This is a genomic window from Psychromonas arctica DSM 14288, assembly GCF_000482725.1.
Taxonomy (GTDB): domain Bacteria; phylum Pseudomonadota; class Gammaproteobacteria; order Enterobacterales; family Psychromonadaceae; genus Psychromonas; species Psychromonas arctica.
In genome coordinates, this window is the sequence record NZ_KI519479.1 from 198,434 (window position 1) to 217,447 (window position 19,014).

Annotated in this window: 13 protein-coding genes, 1 tRNA gene and 1 other RNA gene; 12 read left to right on the plus strand and 3 right to left on the minus strand. The window is 36.6% G+C overall.

Going from position 1 to position 19,014, the window contains the following annotated elements:
* Positions 1 to 2: 2 nt before the first annotated feature.
* Positions 3 to 79: transfer RNA gene (locus H592_RS24450), tRNA-Met, on the minus strand.
* Positions 80 to 557: 478 nt separating this feature from the next.
* Here H592_RS24450 and H592_RS0115870 point away from each other — a divergent pair.
* The 3 genes from H592_RS0115870 to H592_RS0115880 all read left to right on the plus strand — a co-directional run bounded on the left by H592_RS0115870 (position 558) and on the right by H592_RS0115880 (position 3,787).
* Positions 558 to 911 (plus strand): hypothetical protein, encoded by a 354-nt coding sequence (locus H592_RS0115870; RefSeq protein WP_028869634.1) that lies wholly within the window; start codon positions 558 to 560, stop codon positions 909 to 911.
* Positions 912 to 1,395: 484 nt separating this feature from the next.
* Complete coding sequence (locus H592_RS0115875) at positions 1,396 to 2,292, plus strand: glucosaminidase domain-containing protein (RefSeq protein WP_051369209.1); 897 nt, start codon at positions 1,396 to 1,398, stop codon at positions 2,290 to 2,292.
* 259 nt (positions 2,293 to 2,551) lie between these two features.
* Positions 2,552 to 3,787, plus strand: coding sequence for an outer membrane protein transport protein (locus tag H592_RS0115880; RefSeq protein WP_028869636.1), 1,236 nt, complete (start codon positions 2,552 to 2,554; stop codon positions 3,785 to 3,787).
* 260 nt (positions 3,788 to 4,047) lie between these two features.
* On the opposite strand, the gene H592_RS0115885 is transcribed toward H592_RS0115880, so the two are convergent.
* Entirely contained in the window at positions 4,048 to 4,350 is a 303-nt protein-coding gene (locus tag H592_RS0115885) for an RnfH family protein (RefSeq protein ID WP_028869637.1), read from the minus strand.
* Between the two features lie 24 nt (positions 4,351 to 4,374).
* Complete coding sequence (locus tag H592_RS0115890) at positions 4,375 to 4,812, minus strand: type II toxin-antitoxin system RatA family toxin (RefSeq protein WP_028869638.1); 438 nt, start codon at positions 4,810 to 4,812, stop codon at positions 4,375 to 4,377.
* Positions 4,813 to 5,213: 401 nt separating this feature from the next.
* Here H592_RS0115890 and smpB point away from each other — a divergent pair, with 401 nt between their 5' ends.
* The 9 genes from smpB (at position 5,214) to H592_RS0115930 (ending at position 19,014) form a co-directional block, all read left to right on the plus strand.
* Positions 5,214 to 5,699, plus strand: coding sequence for an SsrA-binding protein SmpB (gene smpB / locus H592_RS0115895; RefSeq protein ID WP_025565722.1), 486 nt, complete (start codon positions 5,214 to 5,216; stop codon positions 5,697 to 5,699).
* A 95-nt stretch (positions 5,700 to 5,794) separates the two neighbouring features.
* Positions 5,795 to 6,148, plus strand: a transfer-messenger RNA (tmRNA) gene (gene ssrA, locus H592_RS23725).
* 164 nt (positions 6,149 to 6,312) lie between these two features.
* Positions 6,313 to 7,569 (plus strand): integrase domain-containing protein, encoded by a 1,257-nt coding sequence (locus tag H592_RS0115900; protein ID WP_028869639.1) that lies wholly within the window; start codon positions 6,313 to 6,315, stop codon positions 7,567 to 7,569.
* A gap of 257 nt (positions 7,570 to 7,826) precedes the next feature.
* Entirely contained in the window at positions 7,827 to 8,597 is a 771-nt protein-coding gene (locus tag H592_RS0115905; RefSeq protein WP_028869640.1) for a hypothetical protein, read from the plus strand.
* A gap of 572 nt (positions 8,598 to 9,169) precedes the next feature.
* Positions 9,170 to 10,861, plus strand: a complete 1,692-nt coding sequence (locus H592_RS0115910) for a type I restriction-modification system subunit M (RefSeq protein ID WP_028869641.1) — start codon at positions 9,170 to 9,172, stop codon at positions 10,859 to 10,861.
* Entirely contained in the window at positions 10,851 to 12,269 is a 1,419-nt protein-coding gene (locus tag H592_RS0115915; RefSeq protein WP_051369210.1) for a restriction endonuclease subunit S, read from the plus strand. The genes H592_RS0115910 and H592_RS0115915 overlap by 11 nt, the downstream gene beginning before the upstream one ends.
* On the plus strand, positions 12,262 to 12,942 hold the full coding sequence (locus H592_RS0115920; RefSeq protein WP_028869643.1) for an abortive infection family protein: 681 nt from the start codon (positions 12,262 to 12,264) through the stop codon (positions 12,940 to 12,942). The genes H592_RS0115915 and H592_RS0115920 overlap by 8 nt, the downstream gene beginning before the upstream one ends.
* Complete coding sequence (locus tag H592_RS0115925; RefSeq protein WP_028869644.1) at positions 12,939 to 14,012, plus strand: DUF4917 family protein; 1,074 nt, start codon at positions 12,939 to 12,941, stop codon at positions 14,010 to 14,012. Before H592_RS0115920 ends, H592_RS0115925 begins: the two co-directional genes overlap by 4 nt.
* A 55-nt stretch (positions 14,013 to 14,067) precedes the next feature.
* Positions 14,068 to 19,014: an AAA domain-containing protein gene (locus H592_RS0115930; protein ID WP_028869645.1), complete on the plus strand. Its 4,947-nt coding sequence runs from the start codon at positions 14,068 to 14,070 to the stop codon at positions 19,012 to 19,014.

Sequence of the window (19,014 nt, forward strand, 5' to 3'; positions counted from 1 at the left end):
ATTGGTTGCGAGAGCAGGATTTGAACCTACGACCTTCGGGTTATGAGCCCGACGAGCTACCAGACTGCTCCATCTCGCGTCCGTTTAAGTGCGGCGAATGATATAGAGATCACATTATATTGCAAGCGTTATTTACAGTATTGTAAGAAATTAGTAGTTGTTTGCTTGAATAGTGAACAAATTGGTGTTTTAAGGTAGCAGTTAGCTAGTATTCTGTTTTATAAGTAATAATTATCGTTTTTAGTGAAAATGCTTTATTAATGAGTTTGGATTCAAGTGAAAAGGGGGAATAAAAATGATGGGCCTCTTATAATGATCATTTTATTGAGACAAACGCTGAAATTGCATTTATCATACAAATGTTTTCTAGGCATTAAAAAGCGTTCATTATTTTAAAGCTATTTTTTAATGGTCATCGTTTTAATGATCATAATTTGCATTAGTCATTTTTTAACGATGATCCTTATTATTTTGTTAAAAGCGTGAGCTATTGAATTATTAATGTTGAATCTACAATGCTAAATAATACTCGTCCCGTATGAAATTAAGAGGTATATATGAAAAATAAGGATACAACACAGAGTGATTCAATCCTTGAGGATTTAACTGGTTTTCGTCCAAAAGAGTTTGTGATCATAATTGCTGTTGCGTATATGTCAGTATTGACTATTCCGATGGTTGTTGCGTCTTTGGGATTGCCTGCATTGCCGGTTGTGATTGGGATCATGCTGATCCAATATTGTCTTTTATACTTTGTTGGTAAAACGCATGGCGGTAGTATTTTAAAAACCATGAGGAGTAATGGTTTTATCGGGTGGCTTATGTGGTTGGCATTATTATGTATGTTAATGTTACCTATTATTCATTTGTTGAATCTAGCAGGTTTGTTTTCAGGCAGTTCTGCATTGTAATTAAAGTGGGTGGGTAGTTTGCTAGTATTGTTACCCATCACACTCATTAAGCATTCCATGTAACATGTTAAAATGGCTTACTTCTTCCTCGTAAGTTTTGTGTCTGTTTTATTAATGACGACTCTGCGTATTTTTTAACAATACCCTTGATTTTTAGTGGCAGAGCCCATAATTACTTTAAGAGGCTTAATCGTTAAAAGCGGACTAATCATTAACCTCTTTAACGACATCAATTTACAATTCATAGTAAACCTTTTTCCTTCGTACCACGTATATAGTGTATTGATTAAAACCTTGTTGACGGTAAAAAATATAGTGTATTCATCTTTTTTTATTATTTTACGAATTTATTTGTAGGTCGTGTTGTCATATCGCAATCAATTATTAGCCTAGCCATTAGCGATACTAATGGTGTTATTTATTTTATTACTACTACAGTGAAACGGTTAACGAATTGGAAGTTAACTATTTTACGGAGATTTTTATGAAAAAATATATTATCGGTATGCTTTGTAGCGTGCTATTTTTATCTGCCTGTTCAGAGAAGATTTCGCCTACTCAGCAATTGATGGCTAACCCTACTGAAATTAAAATTACTTCTTTAGAGGATCTAGAAAAGGTATTCAATGATTTACATTATACGCCTGGTTATTGGGATAAAGGCTCAAAGGAGGTGCCGCGTTTAACCTTTGAGGGGATTAGTCCTGAGTGGCAGGAAGTTTCTCAAAATATGCCTGTGAACGACAAAAAGAGTATCTTTTTGCGTTTGATTTTACCCTTAATACTGGTCTCAAATGAAAATATTTTACATGAGCGTAAGGTGGTAAAAAATGCCAAACTAACGTCTCCTGATTTAATCAACATTGCTATCAAATATCGTGTTATCGATAAAGAGACAACCGCTTTAACCAATAAGCTTAAACAGCAGTTATTGAAGCGCGTTAATATTATTCCGCCTTCGTTAGCATTGGCACAAGCAGCAGAGGAAAGTGCTTGGGGAACGTCTCGTTTTGCACTTGAAGGAAATGCACTGTTTGGGCAGTGGGATTTTAGTGGCAATGGGATTAAACCAAAGCAGCAACGTACTGAGTTAGGTGATTATGGCATTGCGCGATTCGATACTCCGTTAGCGTCGGTAGAAGGTTATATGTTGAATATTAACTCTACTTCAGCATATCAATCATTACGTGACCTGCGAGCAAAACAAGTTGCGGCGAATAAGACCTTTTCAGGTACTTTATTAGCGGGTACGTTGATTAAATATTCTGAACGTGGACAGGCATATATTGATGGGTTACGTGAACTGATTAGCTATAATAAATTAGGTGTCACTGACGACACTTTTTTGTCTGATAACAATTTAATACATCTTGTTTATTAATATTCATTTAAATTTTTAGATCTTCCTTGTTTACGCTAGTGTATTAATTTCAATCACTTTTAATGCACTAGCTAGCTGTTAAATTTATTCAATCCCTTCCATATGTCGGCAATTATGTAAAATTTAATGATAAGCATTTGCACTCTGTCACGCTTTTAATGCATAACTGCGTGCAAATGTTATTTCTGAATTATGCTTCTTCTATAACTATTAAGTGATAACGCGATACAGCCGAGTTCACGACAGCAAGGATGATAATATGCGCACTCAGATGCAAGGTTTATGTTTCTTTAAAAAAACACTCTTAGCGAGTGCGATTTCACTCACTGCATTACAAGTAAATGCTGCAGGGTTTCAGCTTAATGTTCAATCTGCGACAGGCTTAGGGCGCGCTTTTGCTGGTGATGCTGTGATTGCCGATAATGCCTCTGCAATGGCGCGTAATACGGCAACGATGGCTCTATTTGATAAAACATCAATCTCGACGGGATTAAATTTTTTAAAGACTGATATTAATATCAAAAATGCAAACTACACAGGCCCAACTGCACCTACTGGCGCGAGTTCAAATTATGATGATGCTGGAGGTATCTCTATTGCACCAAATATTCATGTGATATTCCCACTTAACGAAAAGGTGGCAGTGGGTTTCGATATTTATTCAAATTTTGGTACGGCCACTGATTTTAATGACTCTTTTGTTGGGTCCGAATATGGTGGTTTAACCGATGTTAAAAGCTTGAACTTAGGCTTAGCCGTTTCTTATCGACTCAATAAACAATGGAGCGTCGGCGGTGGGTTAGACATCATCTATGGGACTGGAGAACTGAAACGCGAATTGAACGTCGGCAGTAAAGTAACAGTGTTAGATGCAGATGCAGCAGGATTTGGCTTAGGTTTTAACTTAGGCACCGTTTTTGAGTTGAATGAAAATAACCGATTTGGTTTGTCGTATCATTATAGCCCTGAATTAAAAGCAAAAGGGGATATTACTTATCGTGGCGTGACAGCTAAGGATGATACCCTGTATATGGGATTACCTGATATGGCGGAGTTTTCTGGATACCACCGTATTAAAAACACACCCTATGCGGTGCATTACAGTGTGCAGTGGATTGGCTGGTCATCGTTTGATACCTTAGATACAAAAGCGTTCGGCACGATTAATGATTATCAATGGAAAGATACAATGCATTTTTCATTGGGCGGAACCTATTACTTAAGCGACACATGGACATTACGTGCAGGTTATATGTATGACCAAAGTGCGCAAGATAAAGTGACTTCTATTTCGGTACCAGACTCAGATCGCCAATGGTTCTCTGCTGGGTTCACTTATCACTTGTCAGAAGATGCTAATATTGATGTTGGTGCAACTTACTTATTAGGTAAAGATGTGGATGTTGATGAACAAAAGACAGGAATTTCTAAAATCACCGGAACAACGCATGCTAATGCTATATTAGCGGCTGTCCAATACAGTCATCAATTTTAATTACTATTAGTTTATAAAGTCGAAAAGTAATTTATAAAACCAAAACATATTATAAAACCGAAAAGGTAACTTGTAGTAAAAACCAAAAAAGCGCCTAAAGGCGCTTTTTTTGGTTATTATTAAGGAGTTTTATCTAGCATCTATGTATAGAGTTATTACACTTCCATTTTTAGAGCACATCGTCATCTGCATAACAACTCGATTATTCTCACTCGTTGAAAAAGAGTTTCTAGGTTGCATTCAATGCTAATCGTTAACTGTTATTCATTCTTCTTCGCTTGCTTGGCTTTTTCTGCTCTTAGTTTACGCATTTCTTTGGGGTCGGCTGTCAGTGGGCGATAAATTTCAATTCTATCACCTTGCTTAACCGTATTGTCGAGTTTATCTGGCTTACTAAAAATACCTACAACCGCTTCACTAGGCACAATTTCAGGAAAGTGTTTTACAATACCTGATAACTTTATACAGTTTTCAATCGTTGTCCCTTCGGGTACTTTTAATGACAACAAAACTTGCTTGTGGGGAATGCCATAAACCACTTCGATATCTATTAACCCACTCATTTACATGCTCCCTCGAGATAAATATTAACGTGCACCGTAAACGGTCTTTGCTCTGTTTGAAAAAGATTTAACCATAGAGCCGATTAATTCATGAAAAACACGTCCAAAGGCTAATTTAACAATGGAATTACTAAATTCAAACTCTAAATCTAAACTCACTTTACAGGCTTGCTCATCTAAAGCTGTGAAAGTCCAACCACCACTTAAATGTTTAAAGGGGCCTTCTAGCAATTTCATCGAAATAGATTGGCCTTCAACCAATGTGTTTTCTGTAACAAAGGTTTGACTAATACCCGCTTTAGAAACTTTAATGGACGCTTTCATTAAATTCACTTGATCTAACAAAACCGTTGTTTCACTACAACCTGGTAAAAACTCAGGATAAGCATTCACATCATTCACTAGTTGATACATTTCTTGTGCGCTATACATCAACAATGCGCTGCGTGATACTTTAGCCATATCTTACCTCGTTGAAAAAGGGTATCTTACACGATGCGATGCGCGAACTGAAAAAAAATAGCAAAAAAATGCTGATAAATGAATGACTTTCCAACAAATAAAATAATCATTTAACAACAAATGCTAGTTACATTTCAGTCATTAACATGTTTTACTCCGTCACTAGCTTGTCGATTAAAATCAAGATCATAAGGTGATGATAATAGTTGATCATTACTCAGTATTGTATTACAAAGTTGATTCTCAGCGAGCGACTCATAGAGCAAATTCTGAAGTAAACATCTTAGTGGTTAGAAAGTTATAATTTAACCCGTTATATCTCCAACTTTCTGCCTAGATCCTGTTCATTTCAATGCTTGCTGAACTTTCCACCTTGAATGATAAAGGGTATAATGCAGGTTATGGCTAAAAAAAACTCAAAACCAAAAAATAACGACAATACGATTGCACGTAACAAACGTGCTTCTCATGAATACCACTTAGAGGAACGCTTTGAAGCGGGAATTGAGTTACAAGGTTGGGAAGTGAAATCTTTACGCGCAGGTAAAGCAAATATTGCAGATAGTTATATCTTCTTAAAAAATGGAGAGGCTTTCTTACTTAATGCAACATTTCCACCATTGCTCGCCGCATCATCGCACGTAGTTTGTGATCCTTTACGTTATCGTAAATTATTACTAAAACGCCGTGAGCTTGATAACTTAGTCGGTAAAGTAGAACGTCAGGGGTACTCCATTATTCCTATTTCACTCTATTGGAAACATGCGTGGGTAAAAATCTCGTTTGCTTTAGCAAAAGGTAAACAAGATCACGACAAACGTAGTGATGTTAAAGATCGTGAGTGGCAAGTTCAAAAAGAACGTATGATGAAGCATAGCGTTCGATAATTAAGCAGTTAGCAAACAACATGCAAGATAATGCTATCTTGCATCACTTAGCTTTGTTAAACTTAACTTGTTGGTGATTTATCACTAACCACTGTGGGGATGATTTAGGACTCGACGAGATTCTTGAAACCCAAGGTGCATGCCGAGGTGGCGGTTGGCCTCGTAAAAAGCCGCCAACGTTATAGTTGCAAACGACTCTAACTACTCTCTAGCAGCTTAGGCTAGCTAGCCTTCCACCCGCGCTTTTCCAATGGGTAGGGATTCGGAAGGTCATTTACATCGGATAGCGAGGGAACCTTGTTCGAGGGTGAACCGCGAAATAGTATCGGACTCGCTTTTTAATATCCTGTCAGTTGGAGATTAACGAGTTAACCAAATAACTGACTAAGCATGTAGTACCGAGGATGTAGGTTTTTCGGACGGGGGTTCGACTCCCCCCATCTCCACCACATCAAGGTCTTAAAAAGACCGTTAAAGACCCGCAACGCCCATAACCAAAGGCCTTGCGGGTTTTTTTATGTCTACAGGGTTCGAGAGGGACTGCTGACATCTAGTATTTTAACTAGTACTATATCTAGTATCGTAACAATTCAACAAAAGGCGGTACTAGATAATGGCTAGAACAACACCCTTAACCAATACTGAAGTTAAGCAAGCTAAACCCACGATGAAAGATGGTAAGTTGATCGCCAAGAAGCTTTCTGATGGTGATGGCCTCCAAATTAAAATATCCCCTAATGGCACAAAAAGTTGGATTTTAAATTTCAAATGCCCATATACCAAAAAAATGACTTCAATGAGTTTTGGACTATACCCTGCAATATCATTAGCAGATGCTCGAAGATTAAGAACATCTGCAAGAGATCTTTTAGCTCAAGGTTTAAATCCCAAGAATGAAAAAGATTCAAAACAACAATTAGAAGAAGAAAAAAATAGTAATACCTTCAAATTGACAGCTATTAACTGGTTTGAAGTAAAAAAGACTAAAGTAAGCCAAAACTATGCGATAGATATTTGGCGTTCTCTAGAGCTTCACGTTTTTCCTAAGTTAGGGAATGTGCCATTAAACAAATTAATAGCACCAAAAGTTATTGATGTGATACGTCCTGTTAGTGCAAAAGGCAGTTTAGAAACAGTGAGGCGATTATGTCAAAGGATTAATGAGGTAATGGTTTTCGCGGTTAACACAGGTTTGCTTAATAGTAATCCATTAGCTGGCATTAATAAGGCGTTTGAAGTACCTAAGAAAAAACATATGCCTACACTTAAACCAAATGAATTACCTGATTTAATGCTAGCCCTAAACACGGCAAGTATTAAAATAATTACTCGTTGTTTAATTGAATGGCAATTGCATACTATGTGCAGACCCAATGAGTCTGCTGGAGCAAGGTGGGAAGAAATTGACTTTGAAACCAGAATTTGGAATATTCCAGCCGAACGTATGAAAATGAACCGACCGCATAGTATTCCTTTGACTGATCAGACTATGGCACTACTTGAATTTATTAAACCTATTAGTGGAAAGCGTGAATTTTTATTTCCAGCTGATCGGAATCCTCGTAAACATGCAAATGAATCAACCGCTAATGTCGCTATAAGTAGAATGGGCTTTAAAGGGCGTTTAGTTGCACATGGACTTCGCGCATTGGCAAGTACTACACTAAATGAACAAGGTTTTGACGGTGATGTTATTGAATCATGCCTTTCACATGTCGATGCTAATGAAGTACGAAAAGCCTATAACCGCAGTGAATATCTTGAAAGAAGACAAAAAGTGATGGCTTGGTGGAGTAATCATATAGAACAAGCATCAATGGGTAATATGAGTTTAACTAGAACCAAGGGGCTTAAAATCGTAAATGGTTAATTCATCTTATTTTTAATCTATTAGCAATACCACCAATACCAATGATAATAACCTTCATTCTCCATCAACTTCGTAGCCGGTATAGGTAGTTTTTATAGCTATACCGCTTATAAACCATCTATACCAGTTATTAACAGTCAAGTTAAATAATTACTTATATTTTTGATAAAAATTAGTAAATAATCTGTAATTCTGGCTAAATTATGATCTGTATTATTCTTTTAATAATCTTCTATATCTCTAAGAAGGAATGAGAAATGACTAGATCACTTGAATTAGTTGTTAAATTAGCAACTCCAAAGTCTCCAAAGATGAATACTTTAAATAATGGGGCTTTTAGTAATGACTTTTTAGAACGAAATGAGATTTTATCTGAACTCGATCTTTCAAATACAAAATATCGTTTAGGTATGCTGGTAATAAAGGCAAAGTACTTTGATAATGTTCCTAATAATATAGTTGAGTTACTTGAGCATATTAACAAAAAATGCTTATCTCTTGGAGATGCTGCTAGTAAGGTCGCTTCAATTATTGTAATTAATATGCTCACTAGCACCCCCATACCAAGTCAATATAAAAAAATAGAATCTTTGTACAAAAAATTTGGACCTAAAGCAGAGTTTACTTTGAAAAAACAGGTCGAGATTAAAAATAAATTAGACGAACTATATGAAGATAGTTATCAAAGAGAACAGTTGAAGAGTAATCTGAAGTATGAAAAATTAAAGCTTGATCAATTAGCCCGAGAAAAGGCTAAAAGTACGACGCTATGCCCTAAATGCCAAGGTGCAAGTTGTGACTTGTGTACTTCTGGTCACATACGAATAACAATGGACGATGCCTTACAGCTTTTTCGTATGTTCAAAATCCCTCTATGTGTAGATTCGTTTTCAATAACATATTGGGAGCCAATTTTATCAATTTTTCGTGAGTTAAGGTGCATGGAAAAAGAGGCTGTACATCAAATGGGCTTAAAGCATAAAAAAATAAATAATACTAAAGCTAACTATTTTCTTCTAGATTCTTAATTTTTATTTCAACGGGTTTGTACAATATTATAAGCCCGTAACATTTATTATTACTTTAGTCTCAGTAAATAGTTATTCAATTGATTTACTTTAAGACTTCTAAATTCTCCTGATACATACTCTTTATTGATAACTATTATTTATGGAAACTGTGGTGAATTGATTTATAAAACGATAGTGCTATTCATTTTACAAACATAATGAAGGGGTTTTTATATAAAAAAATATTGCTGCATTTTGTTAATTTTTTATATGGCCTTAGAGGTTAATACAATAATATGTAATGCGAGTCTTATCATTGTTAATATGTTCTCAAATTACGGCGTTATATCTTTTTAGTTAATACTTTTTATTAATTTTTTATTTACGTAATACAAATATTTTAAATCGAGGATGTGATAATTACCTCCCCGGTAATGTACATATCAATATCCAACTTAAGGCGTATAAAAGCCTGCAACTCATTCATTATTAATCAAATAAAGTGATTTAAAACTCAATAAAATGATTAATGTTTGTTATTATAAATCATCTATTTATTCTATTAATTATCTGCAATTAAAGAGACCTTCATGACAGCTACAACTAAGAAAAGTCCAACGACAAAAAAAAATAAAATTGGTTTTGAAGAATCCCTTTGGGATGCTGCGAATAAATTGCGTGGTAGTGTTGAATCTGCTGAATACAAGCACATCGTATTAAGTCTCATCTTCCTTAAATTTATCAGTGATAAGTTTGAAGTGCGTAAAAACGCCATTGCCGCAGAGCATGGCAGTGAATATATCGATATGGTGGAGTTCTACACCATGGAAAATATCTTTTACCTACCTGAAGACGCACGTTGGTCTTTTATTCAAATGAACGCGAAACAAGATGATATCGCGGTAAAAATTGACTCCGCACTACATGCAGTCGAAAAAAGTAATAAATCATTGGCGGGTGCGTTGCCAGACAACTACTTTTCTCGTTTAGGCTTAGACAGCAGTAAACTGTCTGCATTAATCGATACCATTAACAATATTGATACGATTGCGAACAAAAATGACAGTGCCGATAGCGAAAGTGCCAACAGCGCAGAAGAAGCCAAAAGCGAAGAAGATTTAGTCGGCCGTGTTTACGAGTACTTTTTAGGTAAATTTGCCGCCTCTGAAGGCAAAGGCGGTGGTGAGTTCTACACGCCAAAATCTATTGTTACGCTTATTGCCGATATGATTGAACCGTTCTCAGGTAAAATTTACGATCCGTGTTGTGGCTCAGGTGGTATGTTTGTGCAATCGCTTAAGTTTATTAATAGCCATAACGGCAACCAAAAAAACATCTCTATTTACGGGCAAGAGTACACCAACACCACCTATAAACTGGCGAAAATGAACCTTGCGGTACGGGGTATTTCTGGCAATTTAGGGGACGTAGCCGGCGATAGCTTCTTTAAAGACCAACATCCCGATTTAAAAGCCGATTACATTATGGCGAACCCTCCGTTTAACCAAAAACAGTGGCGTGCAGACAACGAATTAGTAGACGATGCACGTTGGGCGGGTTATCCAACACCACCAACCGGTAATGCTAACTATGCGTGGATCATGCATATGATCTCAAAACTCAGTGAACATGGCACCGCAGGCTTTGTATTAGCCAACGGCTCAATGAGCTCAAACACCAGTGGTGAAGGCGATATCCGCCAAAAGATCATCGAAAATGATTTAGTGGATTGTATGATCGCCTTACCGGGACAACTGTTTTACACCACGCAAATACCTGTGTGTTTATGGTTTATCAGTAAAGACAAAAAAGGTAATGACGAAAAAGGCTTATTAAAACGTCGTGATCGCCAAGGTGAAACCTTATTTATCGATGCCCGCGAGATGGGCTCAATGGTAAACCGTACCTTAAAAGAATTAACCAACGACGACATTGCTAAAATAACTGAAACTTACCACATTTGGCGCGGTGAAGAGCTTGTTGCTGAAAATTTTGAAAATAAAGAGCTTGATGAGAATTCTGGTTCCCATGCTTCGCGTGGGAATGCATACCAAGACATTGCAGGTTACTGTAAATCAGCCACATTGGCTGAGATGAAAGCCAACGATTACGTGTTAACCCCCGGTCGTTATGTAGGCGCAGCCGATCTTGTTGATGATGGTATTCCCTTTGAAACCAAAATGACTGAGCTTAGCCAAACGCTTTACAGCCAGATGAACCAAGCGGAAGAACTTGATAAAGCGATCCGTAAAAACTTGGAGGCGTTGGGTTATGGGGAATAAGTATCCACTATTGCCTTTGGCTGATTTAGTTACAATTCACGATACAAAAAGAAAACCTATTACGAAATCAAAACGAATTTCTGGGATATACCCTTACTACGGAGCTTCTGGTATTACTGATTATGTAGAAAGTTATGTTTTTGATGGATTGTACGTTTTACTAGCAGAAGATGGGGATAATTTAAGAACAAGAAACACTCCAATTGCATTTACTGCAAAAGGAAAGTTTTGGGTTAATAATCATGCGCATGTTTTAAAAGGAATTGATGATCTAGATACTCAATACATTTGTTATGCACTTCAGTGTGCGGAAATTGATAGTTATATATCTGGATCTACAAGACCTAAAATTACTCAAGGTGACTTGAAAAAAATACCTGTTACAGCTCCTCCTTTAAAAATTAGGCATCAAATTGCTAGATTGATTAATGATTTTGACCAAAAAATAGAACTAAACAAACAAACCAACCAAACGCTTGAGCAAATGGCGCAGACTTTGTTTAAAAGTTGGTTTGTTGATTTTGATCCTGTGTTTGATAACGCCTTAGTTAAGGCTGAGTTTAACCTAGAAAACTTACCAAGTACGTGGCCTGCAGCATTAGTACAACGTGCAACATCACGCTTACAGGTGTTGCAACATAACCCAACACTACAAGCCAAACTAACACAGCACAACCTAGCAGTGACTCAACATAACACCGCACTGGCACAAACATCACAAGCAGAAAATACCCATCAACACTTCCCAAGTGAATTTGAATTAACCGACGAACCCTCAATCGGTATCAACGGCTGGATTCCAAAGGGGTGGGAGCTATCGAATACAGATAATGAATTTCAAATTAAAGGCGGCTCAACACCTAGTACGACAAATCCTGATTTTTGGGATGGTGGTGACATTCACTGGACATCTCCAAAAGATTTATCAGGTAATAATACAAAAATAATGATCGATACAAGCAGAAAAATAACTGAAGCAGGTCTAGCTAAAATCACATCAGGACTGCTTCCTGTCGATACGGTATTAATGTCATCAAGAGCTCCAGTTGGTTATTTAGCTTTAGCAAAAGTGCCTGTCGCAATTAACCAAGGTTATATCGCTATCACAGACGCTAAAACATTAAGCTCTGAATATACCATTCAGTGGTTAGATTCGGTGATGGATGAAATTAAAAGTATTTCAGGCGGTACAACATTTGCGGAAATAAGTAAAAAAACCTTTAAAAGTATTCAGATAATTATTCCTCAAAAAGGTGCTGTAGACGCTTACACTCAAATAGCTAAAGCAAACTATCAGCGCATAACAGCGAACGTTCAAGAGATAAAGACCTTAACGGAAACCAGAGACTATTTATTACCGAAGTTGATCTCTGGTGAAATTAATGTGTGTGGAATTGAACATGAATGATAGTGGGTTAAGACTACAGCTAAGTACTAGAGCAATTGTGGGCAGCGAAGAAGCGGTTCATCTGATTGAACAGAAAGATAGGTTAGAAGCTGCTGCTATATCAAAGGATGCTCCACTTTGTTTAGATCTTTCAAAGGCATTTTTAGAAACTGTTTTTAAAACGATATTAAATGATCGAGTTGATAACGTTAATCAAAATGAAGAGTTTGGTCCTTTATATAAGCAAGTAAAGGATAATGTTGAATTCAGTAGTAACGAAGATATCAACAAAATGCTGTCCCTTTTAGCTGGTCAAATAGTAAATGTTACAGGGCAGTTACGAAATAGATATGGCGCAGCGTCTCATGGAGATGATGGATATCGTGATAATCCGATTGATATGATTAGTGCAGAATTTATTATGTCTTCGGTCGATGGACTGGCTTCTTGCTTATACAGAAAGCATAAAGATACAGTGGTTGTTGAGTCTGCTCAAAGAATGAATTACACAGACTTTGGTGATTTTAATGAATGGTTTGACGAGCAAAACGATGACTTGAAAATTTTGATTGGTGAGGGGCATTTTATTTTACTTTCTGCAAGTCAAATTTTATTTGAACAAGATATTGAAGCATATAAAGAAGGTTTACTACAGTATGCTTCTAACTCTGATGAAGGTGAAATAGTGGAATGATGAAAGTAAAGCAATGGGAAGATATTAAAGAAGATTTTAAAGGTGGCAGTCTGATAGTCGGCAATGGTGCCAGCATGGCAGTTTCAAAAAAATTTGGATACAAGTCTCTTTTTGAAGAAGCGAGCAAATTAGGTCATTTAACTAACTCCGTTCAAAAGGTGTTCCAAAGCTTTGATGTTGATGATTTTGAACTAGTCTTAAGACGGCTTTGGGAAGCTAAGTTAGTCAATAAAGCATTAAAGATCGAATCTGTGAAAGTTGAAGAATCCTATCAAAAAGTGCGCACTGCATTAATAGCAACTGTTCGTGATATCCATGTCTCGTATCACGATGCAGAAGAACATTTAGAGCATATCTACAAATTTATGAAACCTTTTAATAAAGTCGTTTCATTAAATTATGACTTGATAGTTTACTGGGCTGCTATGTATGGAAATCATGTTCTAGGACGATGGTTTAAGGATTGCTTTACACCTTCTCGATTCAGCGGTGATGATTGGAAAGGTTACAGCGAACCATATGGGGCTGATGGTGCAACTTTATTCTTTTATCCACATGGTAACTTAGTATTGCACCACTATGAATTTTCAAGTGTGAAAAAAATTACTACTCGAGGTATGGATAACTTACTAGATAGTATTCTCGAAAAATGGGAAAAGAAGGATTTAGCCCCTGCATTCGTTTGTGAAGGAATACAGGAATCCAAACAGCAATCTATTTCAAGTTGTGATTACTTAGAAAAAATATTCTACGAAGTATTGCCCAACTTAGAACAAAACCTCGTTATCTATGGCTGGGCCATGGCTGAGCAAGATGGTCATTTGCTTGAACAAATTAGTAAAAGCAAACCTCAAAAAGTGGCTGTTTCTGTTTACCAAAATGATCAAGTCTTTATGGGTAAAATCAAAAAGCAACTCAAAGATATTGGTGTAGAAAAAGTACTATTTTTTGATTCACAAAGTGCAGGAGCTTGGAATCAACCATCTACTAAATATATTGAAGCACAAGCCAAAGAAGACGCTGAACATCAAGAAGGAATGATAAATTTTGCTCCTTTATTGAATAAATAAACAGTCTTTAGCTGAAGCTATTACCTGTAGATATAAAAATAAAAAGAAGTAGAAAATGGATATTAAATATTGGCAAGGCGGCCTTGAACGCCATGAAATAGATGCAATCGAAAAGATAAAAAATGTATTAAGTGCACCACCAAAAAATCAAAATAAAGGCCAAAGAGCAGATAAGCTTAAAGCTTCTTTCAATGCAGGATGGAAAGGTTATGCTGGTTTCCGCTTTGTTAATAAAAACAAACAAGGCGAGATAGATTTATTGATTGTTACTCATTGCAATATTTTGATTGTTGAATTGAAAGATTGGAATGGGCAACCGATAACCTCAAATCACGGAAAATGGTTCTTTGGTCATGACGATAGGGGTAAATCGCCTGTCGAAATCACTCGAAATAAAAAATTCCTGTTAGAGAATTTACTAAAGCCTTTAAGAGGGAAATTTAGTAATGAGAAACATATACCGCGGGTCTACCCTTTAGTTGTAATGACGGGAACAAGTGATTTTTCTAAATTACAAAAAAATGATCTTGCTGAAACTTTGAGCTTAAATGATTTTTGTAAGTTGTGTGCAAATGAACATGATTTTAATGATCGTTTTAGACCTCATCCTGATTCGAAGGTTTTACTGAAAGATACTCCATTACTAGAAAAACGTTTATTAAACGATAACAAGGTTGAGCCAAAACCATTATCTGTTGATGGGTGGTTAGGCCAAGAAGAAATATTTACGCATCCAAATAAAATCTATTCTGAGTTTTATGCACAAAGTGAGTCAGATAAAAATGATCGTGCCATTATTCGACGTTGGGATTTTGATAAACTTTCAAATGTTGAAGCTAAAACCCCTGATGGTCGTTTTAAAATAGTATCGCGTGAGCGTGAAGTCTTAACTAAAATTAAACGTGAGAATCGTGATTTATATGATCACTGTGTTTCATCGTTAACCATTCCATCAAAAGATAAAATTACCACCCAATACAATGAAGTTGTTGAACTTCCACAAGGGCAAGAGCGCCTTAATGACTTTATTAGTACCTATGGAGATAACCTTTCAATTGATGAGCGGGTAAACCTAGTGAAGGTGCTGATTGCTCGTTTTGCAGACTTACACCAATTACATTTAGCACATCGAGATATAGGTAGTCATAGTGTTTGGTTAAGTACTGGGCAGCGTGTGGCACTTTCTAATTTCATCTCTGCTTTTGAACGTAAAAAAGAAACGGTTGGTGCAATACGTGACGAGTTATCGGTGTATGACCAAAAAGGTAACTTTCAAAATCATTATCAATATGATGTTTCACGCTTAGCTATTATTGCTTGGGCAATTATTAACGCTGAAAGATTAACACCCAAGTTTGAACAAAGTATTAAGGCTCGGTTTTCTGATTGTGATGATTGGTTTACTGCTGTTCTGCTAAATGCATTTGAAGGCAAGCGATATGCTAACGCTGGTGAATTACTTGATGCCTTAGTGAAAAGTGAGCCAAGCCAAGAAAAAACCTTTTCATTCTCAAGTGGGCAACTAGAGCGGTTTGTTAAACATAGCAAGATTAGCCGGTTGCACCCTGAAGTTGAGTTTGTTTCTGAGAATGATTGCAAAGAAGTTTACAAGGCTGAAACAGGATTAGTGAAGGTCTGGAATAATATTAACCCAATAGAAATTAGTGCGGGTCTTGGGCAGAGAGCTTTGTTCTTTTTAGAGCGAGTAGAAAAATTACAAAGTATTCATTTAAGCTTTGTGCCTAAAGTCATCGATGTTGGCATAACTTCTCGGGATAGTGCTTTATATTTGGTTACTGAATGGATATCAGGCTCACCTATCGATCGAACCGCAACGCGTGGAGATACCGAGGTGATTGTGAAAGCCTTAGTTTCACATGTTATGCACATGCATTCACTTGGATTTTCGCACGGTGATTTAAAACCAGAAAACATTATTATCACTGAGTCGAGTGATGTGTTTATCATTGATGTATTAGATTTTCATCATGATGCGGAAGAAGTTTATAACTCTGAATATAGCCCTTTAAATATTGAAAACAGTTCAGCATTTGAACGTGACAATTATGCTGTAGTGAAAATTTGTTCTGAATTATTGAATATTGAATGGGGTGAAGAAAGTAGCGAGCATCCGGCAATTAGTTCAGCAATTATCGAAGAATTGAAAGATGTTGATTATGGGTTTAAAGAGCTAACTCGTTTTAAAGATGCCGTTTTAAATCCTGAGCAAAGTACTCAAGTTGCTATTGAAACCATCAATATTGAAATTGGTAGCCGAGAAAGCTTTGAGCCTCTGACTATTTATCCAGATAACGGCAAGTTGTATGTCTCAATAGAAGAAAGTCGTAATAAACCTTCTGCATTAGTTATTAGTTTTTGTGGATTAGGCGGTATTCAAAAGCTATTTTTTGATAAAGCTCATTTTGAATTTGAGCATGGAATGTCACCTCTTCAAAGGGGGAGTATTTCAAGAAGAGAGATAGAGAATGCTGACTTTGAAGTCCCATTCGCGATTAAGATCATACAAGGGCGATCTAGTCAATTAGGGCATTTAAACCGTCGAATTAAGCAACTCTATAGTTTTGAAAATGCGATTAAGCAATTTGAGCTTAAACATAAAGGAAAGGATAAACCTTTACGTGATAATGATGGGAGTTCGGAAAACCTTGCTCTTAATGAAACGTTGCTTCCCTCTCAAGTTAAAAGTGTTGAAACGAGTGTTAAGCCTATTTCCACTAAAGAGCTTTGGCAAGCTATAATTCAAACTGAGTCCGAGTCTCATCCCTATGTTGAATTAACTGGAGAGCCTGAGCAGCCTAAAGATCACAAAGATATTATCGTGCTCCCGTATGAAGCGGAGAAAGACCCGCTTGATGCTTTTACTGCTAAAGATGAGGTTGAAGCCATTATTGTCGATGGAGATAATGAATTTTTTATTGGACAAGTAAATTTGGCAAGATCAGGACTGAATAAAGTGACTCTTTCACGCTATGCGAGTCGTGTTCATCGGCTTAAAGAAGAAGATATTATTTTCTTTAGAAGTAAGGCTGATAAATCTTCTTTTGTTAAACGTAAAAATGCACTTACTCGGATTATTGAGAATGATTCAGTTATTGAAAACTTAGTTGATTATTTTGATCCTGATTGCTCACATGATCCTATTGATTATGGTCACGAGGTCACTGATGATGATTTTGCACGCTACGATAGAACGGACGATAATGGCAATGTTATTAAGCTAAATGACAAACAACGTATTGCGTTTCAGCAATTATTAAAGTTCGGTCCTCTGTCTATGTTACAAGGACCTCCGGGAACGGGTAAAACTGAATTTATCGCCGCTTTTGTACATTATTTGGTCGAAAAGCTTGGTACACAGCGGATCTTATTGGTCAGTCAATCGCACGAAGCGGTTAATACGGCAGCAGAACGAATTCGGAAGCATTGTAATCGTCTTAAAACTCCTCTCGATGTTGTTAGATTTAGTAGCCGTGAATCAGCTGTATCAAGTTCATTACAAGATGTACTTGCCAGTAATATTGTTAGCCAAAAAGCAGAACAATTTTCTACTCAATTAAAATTTAGAGTAATGGCGTTAGCTAAGTCATTAAAAGCACCTAAGGAATATTTAGAAGCCTTTTTAACGTTAGATCAAAAGGTGTTATCAGCAATTGACGAACAACTTAATGCATTAACAAAGCTTGATGATAAAGAATTGGATGATAAGCAAATAAAGGCACTTAAGGTACAAATTAATGAGCGTAAAACGTTAATTAATAGCCGTTTATCGAGAGAAGTTAAGAGCAATAAAGATTGGCATGATGATTTGAGTGCTGTTGGTGATGGTTTGATTAATAACTTAAACCTCGAATATGCTATTGAGCCCCATATTGCTAATGGTGTAAAACGTTTCATTGATATGTCGAAAGATATGCTCAGAGTGATGAATTCAGGAAATGCGAACCTTGATGAGTTTTTTGCGCGTTCTCGGCAGTTGGTAGCTGGTACTTGTGTTGGTATAGGTAATTGGAATATTGATATTGCGAGTAATCAATATGACTGGATCATCATTGATGAAGCTGCCCGTTCCATTGCCAGTGAATTAGCGATAGCAATGCAAGTCGGTAAAAGAGTTTTACTAGTAGGTGACCATCAACAACTTCCTCCTTTGTATTCAGAACCTCATAAAAAGGCACTGGCAAGAAAATTAGGTATTAAATCGAGTAGTGATATAGATGAGTTGATCGAAAGTGATTTTGCTCGCGCTTTTAATTCTCATTATGGGGAGCAAGTTGGTGCTAAGTTATTAGTGCAATATCGTATGGCACCTGCCATTGGAACTTTAGTCTCACAATGCTTTTATAAAGGAGAGCTCGAAAATGGTGAACGTATCATTCCTGATATTTATAAGAATGTTCCTCATCAATTAGCTGCCCCTGCTACTTGGCTAGATACATCTTCATTAGGAAAAAAAGCACATCATCAACAAGGAGCTGGTTCAAGCATTTTTAATGATGCAGAAGCTGATGCGATTGTCGATATGCTTTTACGAGTAGACGAAGATGAAGAATTTATTAATTCATTATATGGACAAGTTAAAGAGGGAGAGGCCGCTATTGGTATCATTTGCATGTATGCAGAGCAGAAAAAGCGTATACGACAAAGAGTCAAAAAAGTTGGTCTTTCAGAAGCTCTTACTTCATTGTTAAAAATCGATACGGTTGATAGTTACCAAGGTAAAGAAAATCGCATTATTATTTTATCCGTGACTCGCTCGGATCATAAGCAAAGCTCCGGATTCTTACGATTACCAAATCGAATTAATGTTGCGCTTTCAAGGGCAATGGATCGTCTTGTTATTGTCGGAGATAAAAGGATGTGGCAGGGTAAAAACATCGATCTTCCTTTTGGAGGCGTTATTCAATATATGGAAAATAATAACAATGATGGTCAATATGCCTTCTTAAATGTAACTACTAAAAAGCATAAAAAGGCGGTTTAA

Bases quoted from the DNA above. Each gene is read 5' to 3' on its own strand.
- H592_RS0115870 (WP_028869634.1), top strand. From the start codon at position 558: ATGAAAAATAAGGATACAACACAGAGTGATTCAATCCTTGAGGATTTA.
- H592_RS0115875 (WP_051369209.1), top strand. From the start codon at position 1,396: ATGAAAAAATATATTATCGGTATGCTTTGTAGCGTGCTATTTTTATCT.
- H592_RS0115880 (WP_028869636.1), top strand. From the start codon at position 2,552: ATGCGCACTCAGATGCAAGGTTTATGTTTCTTTAAAAAAACACTCTTA.
- H592_RS0115885 (WP_028869637.1), bottom strand. From the start codon at position 4,350: ATGAGTGGGTTAATAGATATCGAAGTGGTTTATGGCATTCCCCACAAG.
- H592_RS0115890 (WP_028869638.1), bottom strand. From the start codon at position 4,812: ATGGCTAAAGTATCACGCAGCGCATTGTTGATGTATAGCGCACAAGAA.
- smpB (WP_025565722.1), top strand. From the start codon at position 5,214: ATGGCTAAAAAAAACTCAAAACCAAAAAATAACGACAATACGATTGCA.
- H592_RS0115900 (WP_028869639.1), top strand. From the start codon at position 6,313: ATGGCTAGAACAACACCCTTAACCAATACTGAAGTTAAGCAAGCTAAA.
- H592_RS0115905 (WP_028869640.1), top strand. From the start codon at position 7,827: ATGACTAGATCACTTGAATTAGTTGTTAAATTAGCAACTCCAAAGTCT.
- H592_RS0115910 (WP_028869641.1), top strand. From the start codon at position 9,170: ATGACAGCTACAACTAAGAAAAGTCCAACGACAAAAAAAAATAAAATT.
- H592_RS0115915 (WP_051369210.1), top strand. From the start codon at position 10,851: ATGGGGAATAAGTATCCACTATTGCCTTTGGCTGATTTAGTTACAATT.
- H592_RS0115920 (WP_028869643.1), top strand. From the start codon at position 12,262: ATGAATGATAGTGGGTTAAGACTACAGCTAAGTACTAGAGCAATTGTG.
- H592_RS0115925 (WP_028869644.1), top strand. From the start codon at position 12,939: ATGATGAAAGTAAAGCAATGGGAAGATATTAAAGAAGATTTTAAAGGT.
- H592_RS0115930 (WP_028869645.1), top strand. From the start codon at position 14,068: ATGGATATTAAATATTGGCAAGGCGGCCTTGAACGCCATGAAATAGAT.